This window comes from Hydrogenovibrio sp. (assembly GCF_049975065.1).
GTDB lineage: Bacteria > Pseudomonadota > Gammaproteobacteria > Thiomicrospirales > Thiomicrospiraceae > Hydrogenovibrio.
Window position 1 is genome coordinate 1 of sequence record NZ_JBNGDN010000065.1, and the last position, 11796, is coordinate 11796.

Sequence of the window (11796 nt, forward strand, 5' to 3'; positions counted from 1 at the left end):
CGTATGCCTTCTGCGGTAGGTTACCAACCGACTTTGGCTCAGGAAATGGGGCAAATTCAGGAGCGTATCACGTCCACTAAAACCGGTTCCATCACGTCTATCCAAGCGGTCTATGTACCAGCGGATGACTTGACGGATCCGGCACCGGCGACAACGTTTGCGCACTTGGACGCGACAGTCGTTTTGAACCGTGCCATCGCTGAGACCGGTATTTATCCGGCCATCGACCCATTGGATTCCACCTCTCGTCAGTTGGATCCTTTAGTTGTGGGTACTGAGCATTATGATACGGCGCGTGGCGTTCAGCAGACTTTGCAGCGCTACAAAGAGCTGAAAGACATCATCGCGATCCTTGGGATGGATGAGTTGTCTGAAGAAGATCGTTCTCTGGTGGCTCGTGCCCGTAAGATGCAACGCTTCTTTTCTCAGCCTTACTTCGTCGCCAAAGTCTTCACCGGTGAAGATGGGCGTTATGTGCCATTAAAAGAAACCATCCGTGGTTTTAAAATGATTCTTTCTGGCGAGCTGGACGATGTCCCTGAACAGGCCTTTATGTATGCGGGTGACATTGACGAAGTGCTTGAAAAAGCCAATAAATATAAAAAGGATTAATTGATTATGGCAGTCTCAATGCAAGTCGATATTGTAAGTGCAGAGGGCGCCTTGTTCTCTGGTAAAGCGGATATGGTCTTTGCACAGGCTGCCGATGGTGAAGTCGGCATCCTGCCAAAACATACCCAGCTTTTAACTCAGTTAAAGCCCGGGCAGGTTCGTGTCGTCAGTGGGGATGAAGAGGATTTCTTTTTCATCAACAGTGGTATCCTAGAAGTACAACCCAGTGTTGTAACCATTCTGGCGGATACTGCCATTCGTGCTGAAGACTTGGATCAAGCTGCAGCTGAAGAAGCGAAACGTCGTGCCGAAGATGCGATGGAGCAGGCGAAGTCTGATACAGACGTTGCGCGCGCTCAAATCGAATTGGCGGAAGCCGTTGCGCAGATTCAGACGATCACCAAATTGCGCGATCGTTTGCACAAGACAGGATTGTCTTAAGTCAATTGTTCATTTTAGAAAAAGCACCTACGGGTGCTTTTTTTTTAGAATCGTTTTCAAATAGGTTCGCTACAATAAAGCCTTTCTTTCGGGTTAGAAGTGTTTGATAACGATTTTAGACTTCAGGAGGTCAGATGCCTTTAAAGGTGATTATTCTCGCGGCCGGTAAAGGTACGCGGATGCGATCCAGTTTGCCGAAGGTGTTGCAGCCGCTGGCGCTCAAACCGCTCATTCGGCATGTTGTTGATACCGCGTCTGCGCTGGCATGTGATGAGATGATTACGGTTGTCGGTCATGGCGCAGATCAGGTGATGTCTGCGTTGTCGGACGTTTCTGTTTCGTTTGTCGAACAACATCAGCAACTGGGGACAGGTCATGCGGTGCAACAGGCGCTGCCCCATATTGCAGACGAAGATCGGGTATTGATTCTCTATGGCGATGTGCCCTTGACACGCGCTGAAACGCTTCAGGATTTACTCAGCTTGGTGGACGAACGTCATCCCTTGGCGTTATTGACCATTGATTTAGAAGATGCCACTGGCTACGGTCGCATTCTGAGAGACGTTCACCACAGCGTTCAGGCCATTGTGGAAGAAAAGGATGCCACCGCGTCGCAAAAAACCATTCAGGAGGCCAATACCGGCATTTTAGCCGCATCTGGCCGCCACTTGCGCGACTGGTTGTCGAGGCTTTCGAACACGAATGCCCAAGGCGAATATTATCTGACGGACATTATTGCAATGTGCGTTGCGGATGGTTTCAATGTACACACCACTCAGCCGATGTCGGCATTGGAAGTGCTAGGCGTGAATGATAAAGCCCAGTTACAAGGGCTGGAGCGTCAATACCAACGTGCACTGGCTGATGCGTTAATGGCTCAGGGGGTGACGCTTTTAGACGCCAGCCGGGTCGATATTCGCGGCAATCTACAGGTCGGCCAGGATGTTCAGATTGATGCCAATGTGGTGTTGGAAGGCGACGTTCGCTTGGGCAATCGGGTGGTGATTGAATCGAACTGCGTGATTAAAGACGCGGTGATCGCCGACAATACGGTGATTCATGCTTTCAGTCATCTTGAGGCTGTCACAATTGGCCAGGCCTGTCAAATCGGGCCATATGCCCGTCTAAGACCCGGAACGGAACTGGCCAATCGCGTTAAAATCGGTAACTTTGTGGAAACGAAAAAAGCACGCATTGGGGAGGACTCCAAGGTGAACCATTTGTCTTATGTTGGCGATACCTTGATGGGGCAAAAGGTGAATATCGGTGCTGGAACCATTACCTGCAATTACGACGGTGTGAATAAGCACCAGACGGTGATTGGCAACGAGGTATTTGTGGGCTCCGATACTCAGTTGATTGCACCGGTGACGGTGCATGACGGCGCCACCATCGGAGCCGGTTCCACCATCACCAAAGACGCACCAGCACAGACGCTGACCTTGTCGCGTGCGAAACAACACAGTTTTCAGGATTGGCAACGCCCGGTTAAAAAATAACCAGGCCTGGCCAAATCTGTTCCTTCAGAATCCAAACCGTCAGGTGTCGATATGGTCTATTTAATGATGGAGCCGCAGCACGCGGAAGCCTTTCAAACGCGCATGCAAGATGAGGCATGGTCGTTGATTTTACAGGACGGCGGTCAAAGTCAGTTTATTGGCTGGGCGTATATGATGAAATGGGAAAAAACCTTAGCCGAAGGTGGCCGTGCCGAAGTGACGCTGCATTATTCGGATAATCAAGGAATCCTGGAATGCTATCTTGAAATGAATCCGCTCGCTAAACCCCTGATGGATGCCTTGGTCGCGTCGCTCTAATGGATCGCAATCGGTTTCAAGCCTATCTGGATTTGACGCGACTCAATCGCCCGATCGGCATTTATCTGGTGCTTTGGCCTGCCTTATGGGCGCTTTGGCTGGCGGCGGACGGTCTGCCGCCTCTATCCGTGCTGCTGATCTTTATCGCAGGTGCGGTGGTGATGCGCTCCGCCGGTTGTGTCATCAATGACTATGCCGATCGCCACTTTGATGGTGGGGTGGCGCGCACCTGTTGTCGCCCACTGGCGACCGGTGCCTTAAGCGAACAGCAGGCGTTGCGTTTTTTTGCCCTGCTGGTGCTCACCGGTTTTGGCTTGGTGCTGATGTTGAATCCCTTGACCATTTGGCTGTCGTTCGGCGCTTTGCTGTTATCCGTGCTCTATCCGTTTATGAAACGTTACACCTATTGGCCGCAGGCATTTCTGGGTGCCGCGTTTGCTTGGGCGGTGCCGATGGCATTTGCGGCGGTTCTCAACGATGTGCCTTGGCAGGCCTGGTTGATTTATGCGTTAACGTTACTCTGGGCGCTGATATACGATACTGCCTACGCCATTGCCGACAAGGAAGACGACTTGAAGCTCGGCATTAAATCGACGGCGATATTGTTCGGTGATCGGGTTCAGTGGGTGCTGGGCGGGTTTCAGCTGATGATGGTGCTGGGGTTTGTCTGGGTGGGGCGGCTCTTTGATTTGGGCGGGTTGTATGACTTGGCGGTGTGGGTCGCGGCGGGGCTGTTCGGCTATCATCAGTGGTTATTGCACTTTCAGCGTGCGGATCTGGCGTTTCGGGTGTTTTTAAACAACCACTGGGTCGGCTTGGTGATACTGATCGGCATCGTGGCCGACACCCACTTCGGCTAACCTTACTGCAGCGTCATGTTTTCCGGCAGTTCCATCAAGGGGTCTAGAGCTAAGCGCCAGTCGGCTTTATTCAGGGCTTTGGCCAATATTTTCAGTAACACCCCAGTCAATTCTGGGTTATAGTTGAGTTGAATTCCTGCGCCCTCTTCCGGCTCCAATACCAGTTGCGCTTCGGCACTGTTGAGATTTCGAAAGGTCATTTTAGACAGTAGAATCGGGGTTTCCCCAAGCGGATATTCCATTTCTTCCGGCGCTTCGTAGTGTTGTTCAAAATCGCCTTCAAGTTGCGCCTTTTCTTGGCGCAAGGCGTGCTCTGCTGGGTGGGTATTTCCGACAATCGCTTCGCCCGTTTGCGGGTGCTGTCCCTGAAGTGCCGGGATGAGCAGGTTCAAGAAGCGGCGTGTGATCCAAGCTTGCAAGCACTGGCGCTGTTGAGTGTGGAGACGGAATAGAATGCGGTCTTCAATCGGGTGGTAACTGGCTTGAATTTGTTTAATTTGATCGGACATGAGGGTCTTTCGTTGCAAAATAATACAGGCATTATACTGTTTTTAACCAGTCTTATTGCCGGCTTTGCACTGACCAATGCGAAGATTGTTCACGCTGAAATCGCCTCGCCAAAATCCCAGTCCGATGATGATAAAGACTATTATTTTGAAGGCACCGACAGCCCGCTGCTCAACACTTCGTTTCGCTATCTGGATCGCTTTCATTACTGGCTAAGTGATAAGGTCGATGACTTCGGCGAAGAAGCGGACGATTTTTTCGGCACCGAAGATTCTTTTGACCGCACAGAAGGCAGTCGCTTGGATATTATGGCGCCGGTGACCTTTCACGCGGATGGCTCCATCGACACCCAGCTGAACTTTCGAACGAAAATCGCCCTGCCGCGCACCAATAAACGTTGGCACCTGATGGTCAGCTCGGCGCGTGACAGCATGGATGATCTCGCCTCTGGCGGTAATGTGAGCGGTAACAATAATAACCCCAACGATACCACCCAGCAGGATGACGGCACAGACGTGGGGTTGCGCTATGCCCTTGATCTGGCGGGGTTCACGGTTACCTTTGTGGATTTCGGACTGAATTTTCGCAATATTGTGGAGCCGGATCCTTATGCCCGAGTGCGATTGCATTATAAATGGAAGTTGAGTCCACAATGGTACACGCGTATGTACCAGACACTCTACTGGGAAAGATACAAAGGGGTTGGGCTGAAATCGCGCCAGTTGTTCGACCGCCAGATCAGCCAGCGCTATTTATTTCGATCCCGCACCGAAGGCGAATGGCGTGATGACGATCAACAGTATTCGTTGTCGCAGAATTTTATTTTGGTGGATCAGGTCAATGCCCATCGGGGGTTGGCCTACTATATCGGCTGGTATTGGAACTGGACACCGGATGCGCCCGGACTGGCGCTGAACGCTTATTCGCTGGGAATGAACTGGCGGGAGCGGATTTATAAAAAATGGTTGTTTTTCGAAATCGATCCGGGAGTGAATTTCGACAGTGACTCCGATTTTAACCAAGCGGATGTCAGTGTCAAACTGATGCTGGAAGCACAGTTTTACGAAATGAAGTGAACTCTATGAAGTGAGCCTATAAAGTAACTCCATGAGGTGAGCCTATGAAGTGAATCTTAGGGTGACGGCGACGGGGTCGCTAAAAACACTTCCGATAACAACAATTCCGCGCCTTGACGGCGGAAAAGACAGTGACGCGCGTTCATTTTTTGGGTCTGAAAAGCCTCGGGCAAATACGGCCAGGCCTGGCCAAAGGTGCTGGCCACTTGCAAAGGGGTGCGTTGCAGTTGCTTGAGGCGAAACAACACTTCGCCTAAAGGTTGGGTGCCAAGTCGTTGCAGTGGATACCAAGGGTTGCCCGGACGGCATCTGGGAATGACGGTGCGACCGTACACCCAGGGCGTGTCGTCGCATTTGAGCAGCACGCAACGCACCCAGGCTTTCCGATGATCGCGCAGTTTCAGCCGCTGGGCTTCAAACGGCAGCGGCACTTCCCATTGTTCCGACAGAATTTCAACGTGCATTTGCGGGCAGGCCTGGCGGATTCTAGCGGTCAGGGAACCGGTTTCCAGTAACCAAGGGATTTCGTGCGCAGAGATGGGCAGCCGATAACGTAACGCGGTCGGTTGCCAGTGAATGGGGTTAAGCATGTTTATAGTCCATTCGTTCGCCAATCCAACGGGCGTGCAGTGCCTCGATCCTGTCATTGTCGCTGGCGGCCAGCACCTCTGCCCAGTGTTTTGCCACTGGAATCCATTCCTGATCCCGTTTCAAATCGGCGATGCGAAATTGCAGGCCACCGGTTTGCCGCGTGCCGAGAATTTCGCCCGGGCCGCGAATCTTCAGATCTTCTTCGGCAATGCGAAACCCATCGTTGGTATCGCGCATAATGTTCAGTCGCGCTTTACTGGTTTCGCCCAACGGTGCTTGGTAAAGCAGGACACAGTGACTTTTTTTCGAGCCGCGCCCAACCCGTCCGCGCAATTGATGCAACTGCGCCAGGCCAAGACGTTCGGCATTTTCGATAATCATCAAACTGGCATTGGGCACATTAACACCGACCTCGATGACGGTGGTAGCCACCAGTAAATCCAATTGGTGGTGCTGAAAAGCGGCCATAATGTCGGCTTTTTCATCGCCCTTTAAGCGACCGTGAATCAAGCCGACGCGAAGATCCGGCCAGCGGTCTTTAAACTGCTGGGCGGTGACTTCGGCGGCCTGAGCGTGGAGCAGCTCGGATTCTTCAATCAACGGACAGACCCAATACGCCTGCACACCGGTTTTGCATTGAGCATAAAGATGTTCCATCACCTCAAAGCGTTTTTGATTGTTGAGTACGGCGGTGTCGATGGGCTGGCGGCCGGGCGGCAGTTCGTCGATGATGGATAAATCCAGGTCGCCGTAGGCCGTCATCGCCAGGGTGCGCGGAATGGGGGTGGCGGTCATAATCAGCTGGTGCGGATGGGTGTTGTCGTCGAGCTGGCTTTTATCGTGCAGCGCCAAGCGTTGGTGGACGCCGAAACGGTGCTGTTCGTCGATAATGACCAGGCCGAGCCGATTGAAGGTGACGCTTTCCTGAAACAGGGCGTGGGTGCCGATAATGACGTTTGACTCGCCGGATTCGATCTGAGCCAGACGCAAGCGTTTTTCGGCCGCTTTCATACGGCCATTGAGCCAGGCCACCGAAATGTCGAGCGGTTCCAGCCATTCCTGAAAATGGTTGCGGTGCTGCTCGGCGAGGATTTCGGTTGGTGCCATAATGGCGACCTGATAACCGGCGTCGGCCGCTTGAATTGCGGCCAGAGCGGCGATAATGGTTTTGCCAGAGCCAACATCGCCTTGCACCAGCCGTTGCATAGGGTGCGGTTGCTTGAAGTCTTGTTGGATGTCGTTCAGCACGCGTTGTTGCGCCCCTGTCAATGCAAAGGGCAGCGAGGCCAGCAGTTGATTGACGGTGTGGCTGGGCGGAAAACTGGGCGCAAAGCGTTGCTTTTCCGACAGCCGCAATCGCTGCAGCGTCAGTTGGCTGGTGAGCAGTTCTTCAACAATTAAGCGTATTTGCGCCGGATGCTGAAATTGTTTGATGAGGTATAAATCGTCTTCCGGTTGCGGTTGATGCAAACGTCGTAAGGATTGGTTGATGGGGGGGAGTTGCAGTTGGTCGAGCAGCGATGGCGGCAAGGCTTCCGGCAACGGATATTGTTTTAGCCAGGTGAGGGCTTGTTGAATCAGTTTTAATAAGGTGGTTTGCCCTAATCCTTCGGTGACGGGATACACCGGGGTGAGAGTCTGTTCCAGCGGCGGCGTTTTGTCGCGGGCGAACAGTTGGTAGGCGGGGTGCACCATTTCCAAACCATTGGGGCCGGAACGCACTTCGCCGTAACCGCGCAGTATCAGGCCGCGTTTGAATTGCTGGGCTTGGCGATAGTGAAAATGAAAGAATCGGCACGTCAAGGTTTGGCCGGTGTCGTCCACCAAGGTGACCAGCAAACTGGAGTTGCGGCTTTGGGTCATATGCTGGCGGACGATTTCGCCTTCAATCAGGGCTTCCTGGCCGATAAACAGGTTGCTAATGGGGGTGATTTTGGTTTTGTCCTGATAGCGCAACGGCAAATGAAACAGTAAGTCCTGCACCACAAACAAGCCCAAGCGTTGCAGTTTTTCTGCCAGCTTATCGCCCACGCCTTTGAGACTGGTCAGCTTTTGCTGAGCCAGTGGCGAGGTGGCGGCAGTGGGGGCAGTGACGGATGCTGGCATGGGCAGGCCTGGTTGATTTTGGGATTAAACGTCAATTCTAGCAAAAATTTCGCACTAACGCCCAGGCCTGGGTGTTTTGGAACGGAAATCCATTTATTCAAGCCAAACGTCGTCTTTGTATTGTTCGGTGGTGGCGTTGATCAGGTGATAGCCGGCTGCGCCAATGTCGGTGTCGGTATGATGCAGTTTGAGCTGACCGATGACCAGAAACGGAAAGTCCACCATGTGAAGTTGGATGCCATTGCCCGGTGCCACATCCACTAAAATGGTCTGGTTGACCGGCGGCGCAGGCACATGAATGCAAGCACCGAAATAAGGCACAAACAGGAAGCGGGTGACGGTGCCGTTTTTAATACTCAGCGGGGCGATGAACCCCGCCAACGCAATGGTTTTGCCGTCCAGCTTGGGGTTGACCGGTGAATTGGCAATGACGTCTTGCAGTTTTTGCAAAATAGCCAGGCCTTCTTCGCTGTTGTCGGGCAGTTCGTTGAGGCGATTGATGTCGTCTTCGTATTGTTGCAGTAACTTTTCCGGTTCATAGCCCTCTGGAATCAGATCGCTCCATTTAATTTTCAGTGGTTCTTCCGCCGCGGCTTGAGCGCTGAAGAGGCCGAATAGACCGATCAGGCAGAGAAAGAGCAGCGGTAACGGCCATTGTAATCGGTTGGTGGAGGGGTGACGTTGCACTTGGGTCATCAACGGCTGAGTCCTTGGGTTAAATGGGTTCGGTAGGCCATGATACCCGGAATCAGGCTGATGAGCACGCCCAGTCCCCAGGCCAGCCCGATATAGCCCCATTGCTGAAGGCTTGGCCAGCCCACTTGAATAAAGAGCCCATAGTGTTCCGCCAGATAAGGAGCGAGTGCCGTGAGTCCGCCTACTAAAATCACCAGACCTGAGGCGGTGCCCAGCAGCAGAATGAAAAAGGCTTCCAGCGCAAACAGAATCAGCACATCGTAGCCGTGAATGCCGATGGCGCGCAGCACCGCGATTTCATGGCGTCGCTCTTTGAGGGTGCTGAGTAACGTGATCAGCATACCGACCAATCCGGCGACTAACACCAAGCTGGCCACCGCCAGCAGGGCTTTTTCAAAGGGTGCGATGATTTGCCAAAGGCTGGCCAGGGTGGCGCCGGGCAAAATCGCCAGCAGGGGTTCGTCTTTAAATTCGTTTAGACGACGCTGCATTTTAAAGGTGGTGAGTTTGTTTTTCAAACCGACCATCACGGCGGTGACGGTCTGCGGTTCCCCAATCAAACGTCGTGCCTGTTCGGCGGGAATTTTCAAAGGCGATGGCATGCCGCTGCGCCAGTCAATGTGAATGGCTTCGATGGCGTCGAGCGAGACTTGCAGACTGTTGTCCACTGGGGTGCCGGTGACTGCGAGAATGCCGCTGACTTGAAAGGGTTTGTCGTCGTGCTTGGGAGCGAGGTGGCCGGAAGACACGCCGTGGGAAAGCACGATGGGATCGCCGATTCGATAACCGTATTTTTGCGCGACCTTGGCACCCAGCACCACATCGTAAAGGTCGGAAAAGGCTTGTCCTGTTTGAAAGACTAGAGGTTGGTCATGGCCATAACGATAGTGCTGATAAAAGTCGGGCAGGGTGCCGATGACGCGAAACCCGCGGTGTGAATCCCCCAGCGACAAGGGCACCGCCCATTTGACTTCGGGCATTTTTCGCAGTGTTTGATAGGTTTGGTAGTCGATATTGTTGGTGGCGTTGCCGATGTGGAACACGCTGTAGAGTAACAGGTTGACCGGACCACTACGCGCACCGACGATCAGGTCGGTATCGGCTAAGGTATTGAGAAAACTTTTTTTGGCTTCTTGGCGTAAGGTGTCCACCCCCAGCAGCAAGGCGGCGCTGATGGTGATCGACAAGGTGGCGAGCAGAAGACTGCCTTTTCGGCTCCAGGCACTTTTCAGCGCCAGCGAAAACAGGGTCACAATGCCACCTCCTGGGTGTCGAATGATTCGGTCGCACTGGCACGATTGAGGTGTGCCAGATCCACCTGATGGTGAAAGTGCTTCGCCAGATGCGGGTCGTGGCTGACGAACACTAACGTGGCCTGAGTTTGCTCGGCCGCCTCCAGCAACCAGTGCATAAACCGGTCGCGGTTGTCGGCATCCAGTGCCGAAGTCGGTTCGTCGGCGATAATCAATTCCGGTCGTCCCATTAAGGCGCGGACAATGGCGACACGCTGTTGCTGGCCGATGCTGAGGTGGTTGACCGGTTGGTTCAACAGCGTGTCCGCCAGTTGCAGCCGTTTTAGCCAGGCCTGGGCAGTTTGCTGAGGGTGGGGTTCGCGCTGACGACGGTGTTTGGAGAAATTCAACGGTAGCCGGATATTGTCCAGCGTGTTCAGATATGGCAACAGATTGAATTGTTGAAAAATAACCCCCAGGTGGTCGCCGCGAAAGCGGTCGCGCTTTAAGGCCGACAGGCGTGACAGATCCTGTCCTAAGACGCGTAAATGCCCAGTTTGTGCGGTGAAAACACCGGCCAGCAGGTTCAGCAAGGTGGTTTTGCCACTGCCGCTGGCTCCTTGGATAAACAAGTGCTCGCCACGCTGAATTTGCAGCTGGGCGATGTCCAGCGTGTCTTGGGTCTGTCCTGCCCAGCGAAAGCGCAGGTTTTCGATGTCGATCACCGTATCCGGGTTCATGGTGGTTGTCTCATATAAGGGATGCCCAAGTGTACGTCGGTTCATTTTAGCGCGGTTTTCGGTTCCTGGCGGGTTAAGGTGGCCGCCGATTGCTGGTCGCCGAGTATCCATTGGGTGCGAACGGTCTGCAGCTGCGGCCAGCTTTTAAACAGTTCGGCTAGATCCATGCGTGCTAAAGCGTGCGGATTTTGGCATCGGTAAGTGATCTCGGCCTGCAGATCCCGATGGCGGTGACCGGTGTCGTGGGAATGCTCCTGATCCGCTTGGTGAGGGGCTTGTTCATGCCCGTGTTCGTGATGATGATTGTGCTCATCATCGTGTGCGTGAAAGGGGTTCTGAGCTTGCCCGGATTGACGGTGGCAACGCGCTTGAGGATTAAAGCGAATCAGCGTGTCGGTTTGAATCTGTTTCAGACGCTGTTTGACCAGCGTTTTGTCCTCATCGCGGCTGGGCTTGTACTCAAACCCAAAGACATTATAGGCCGGGGTGTGGATTTCAATCATCACCCATTGTCCGTCCTGAACCATGTTCAGTTCGGCTACGCCGTGTTCATGGGCGGCATGGGTGTCGGCTTGAACATTGGCGGCCAGCAGGCCGGAAAAGGCACAGGCCAGAAGTGTGAGCGGGCGAAACATCATGGTATTTCCTTTGGTAAATGAAAATGGTGGATAAAAGGGTGCAAACCGGTCGCCTTGGCATTTGCATCAGTTGCCTTGTTGCGGCTGGCATTTACGGCAGGTGCCGTGAATTTCCAGACTGGGTTGGTCTATGTGAAAGTGGGTGCGCTCGGCATGGGTGTGGATGGCCTTCCAAAGGGCATCCGGCAAGGGGGTTTCTTCAATGCCGCCGCAGTGGTCGCACATTAAAAATTGCGTAAAATCGCTGTGAGGGCTGTTTTCATGTGCATGGTGGCAGGCGACGTATTGCCGGGTTGAAGCCAAACGGTGAATCAGCGATTGCGCTTCCAGAAAGCTTAGGGCACGGTAGATGGTCATCGGCTGAGTGCCGCTTTGTTCGTTGATTTTGTATTGCTCCAGCAGTTCGTAAGCGCTCAGGGGTTTGTCCGCTTCCAGCAGCAAGCGCAGAACTTTTTCGCGAATGGTCGTCAGGCGCTGGCC

At 53.4% G+C, this 11796-nt stretch carries 14 protein-coding genes; 6 read left to right on the plus strand and 8 right to left on the minus strand.

The features are described 5' to 3' along the window. From ACP5D0_RS07930 to ubiA, 5 genes are all read left to right on the plus strand, one after another. Positions 1–612 (plus strand): ATP synthase beta subunit C-terminal domain-containing protein (locus tag ACP5D0_RS07930; RefSeq protein ID WP_472365129.1); only part of this gene is annotated, 612 nt, incomplete at its 5' end. A 6-nt stretch (positions 613–618) separates the two neighbouring features. After that, positions 619–1053 (plus strand): F0F1 ATP synthase subunit epsilon, encoded by a 435-nt coding sequence (locus ACP5D0_RS07935; RefSeq protein WP_472365130.1) that lies wholly within the window; start codon positions 619–621, stop codon positions 1051–1053. 134 nt (positions 1054–1187) lie between these two features. Then, positions 1188–2552, plus strand: a complete 1365-nt coding sequence (glmU, locus tag ACP5D0_RS07940) for a bifunctional UDP-N-acetylglucosamine diphosphorylase/glucosamine-1-phosphate N-acetyltransferase GlmU (RefSeq protein WP_472365131.1) — start codon at positions 1188–1190, stop codon at positions 2550–2552. A gap of 51 nt (positions 2553–2603) precedes the next feature. Beyond that, complete coding sequence (locus ACP5D0_RS07945; RefSeq protein ID WP_472365132.1) at positions 2604–2870, plus strand: hypothetical protein; 267 nt, start codon at positions 2604–2606, stop codon at positions 2868–2870. Then, entirely contained in the window at positions 2870–3730 is an 861-nt protein-coding gene (gene ubiA / locus ACP5D0_RS07950) for a 4-hydroxybenzoate octaprenyltransferase (protein ID WP_472365133.1), read from the plus strand. The genes ACP5D0_RS07945 and ubiA overlap by 1 nt, the downstream gene beginning before the upstream one ends. A gap of 2 nt (positions 3731–3732) precedes the next feature. Here the strand turns inward: ubiA and ACP5D0_RS07955 are convergent, their stop codons facing one another. Further along, positions 3733–4239: a hypothetical protein gene (locus ACP5D0_RS07955; protein WP_472365134.1), complete on the minus strand. Its 507-nt coding sequence runs from the start codon at positions 4237–4239 to the stop codon at positions 3733–3735. Between the two features lie 12 nt (positions 4240–4251). On the opposite strand from ACP5D0_RS07955, the gene ACP5D0_RS07960 reads away from it, so the two are divergent. After that, entirely contained in the window at positions 4252–5313 is a 1062-nt protein-coding gene (locus ACP5D0_RS07960; RefSeq protein WP_472365135.1) for a hypothetical protein, read from the plus strand. Positions 5314–5369: 56 nt separating this feature from the next. Here the strand turns inward: ACP5D0_RS07960 and ACP5D0_RS07965 are convergent, their stop codons facing one another. The 7 genes from ACP5D0_RS07965 to ACP5D0_RS07995 form a co-directional block, all read right to left on the minus strand. Then, positions 5370–5903, minus strand: a complete 534-nt coding sequence (locus ACP5D0_RS07965; protein ID WP_472365136.1) for a chorismate--pyruvate lyase family protein — start codon at positions 5901–5903, stop codon at positions 5370–5372. Then, on the minus strand, positions 5896–8010 hold the full coding sequence (recG, locus tag ACP5D0_RS07970) for an ATP-dependent DNA helicase RecG (protein WP_472365137.1): 2115 nt from the start codon (positions 8008–8010) through the stop codon (positions 5896–5898). The genes ACP5D0_RS07965 and recG overlap by 8 nt, the downstream gene beginning before the upstream one ends. 93 nt (positions 8011–8103) lie before the next feature. Next, the gene (locus ACP5D0_RS07975) at positions 8104–8706 is read right to left on the minus strand and encodes a DUF3299 domain-containing protein (protein WP_472365138.1); all 603 of its coding nucleotides are present in this window, start codon (positions 8704–8706) and stop codon (positions 8104–8106) included. Further along, positions 8706–9959 carry an ABC transporter permease gene (locus tag ACP5D0_RS07980; RefSeq protein ID WP_472365139.1) on the minus strand — a complete coding sequence of 418 codons (1254 nt, stop codon included), beginning with the start codon at positions 9957–9959 and terminating at the stop codon, positions 8706–8708. Before ACP5D0_RS07980 ends, ACP5D0_RS07975 begins: the two co-directional genes overlap by 1 nt. Continuing rightward, positions 9956–10678, minus strand: coding sequence for an ABC transporter ATP-binding protein (locus ACP5D0_RS07985; protein WP_472365140.1), 723 nt, complete (start codon positions 10676–10678; stop codon positions 9956–9958). Before ACP5D0_RS07985 ends, ACP5D0_RS07980 begins: the two co-directional genes overlap by 4 nt. A gap of 41 nt (positions 10679–10719) precedes the next feature. Further along, a complete protein-coding gene (locus ACP5D0_RS07990; RefSeq protein ID WP_472365141.1) occupies positions 10720–11316 on the minus strand; it encodes a ZrgA family zinc uptake protein in 597 nt (198 codons plus the stop codon). Between the two features lie 66 nt (positions 11317–11382). Beyond that, positions 11383–11796: Fur family transcriptional regulator (locus ACP5D0_RS07995; RefSeq protein WP_472365142.1), on the minus strand; the 414-nt coding region annotated here is incomplete at its 5' end.

Bases quoted from the DNA above. Each gene is read 5' to 3' on its own strand.
- ACP5D0_RS07985 (WP_472365140.1), bottom strand. From the start codon at position 10,678: ATGAACCCGGATACGGTGATCGACATCGAAAACCTGCGCTTTCGCTGG.
- ACP5D0_RS07990 (WP_472365141.1), bottom strand. From the start codon at position 11,316: ATGATGTTTCGCCCGCTCACACTTCTGGCCTGTGCCTTTTCCGGCCTG.
- ubiA (WP_472365133.1), top strand. From the start codon at position 2,870: ATGGATCGCAATCGGTTTCAAGCCTATCTGGATTTGACGCGACTCAAT.
- ACP5D0_RS07935 (WP_472365130.1), top strand. From the start codon at position 619: ATGGCAGTCTCAATGCAAGTCGATATTGTAAGTGCAGAGGGCGCCTTG.
- recG (WP_472365137.1), bottom strand. From the start codon at position 8,010: ATGCCAGCATCCGTCACTGCCCCCACTGCCGCCACCTCGCCACTGGCT.
- ACP5D0_RS07965 (WP_472365136.1), bottom strand. From the start codon at position 5,903: ATGCTTAACCCCATTCACTGGCAACCGACCGCGTTACGTTATCGGCTG.
- ACP5D0_RS07975 (WP_472365138.1), bottom strand. From the start codon at position 8,706: ATGACCCAAGTGCAACGTCACCCCTCCACCAACCGATTACAATGGCCG.
- ACP5D0_RS07945 (WP_472365132.1), top strand. From the start codon at position 2,604: ATGGTCTATTTAATGATGGAGCCGCAGCACGCGGAAGCCTTTCAAACG.
- glmU (WP_472365131.1), top strand. From the start codon at position 1,188: ATGCCTTTAAAGGTGATTATTCTCGCGGCCGGTAAAGGTACGCGGATG.
- ACP5D0_RS07955 (WP_472365134.1), bottom strand. From the start codon at position 4,239: ATGTCCGATCAAATTAAACAAATTCAAGCCAGTTACCACCCGATTGAA.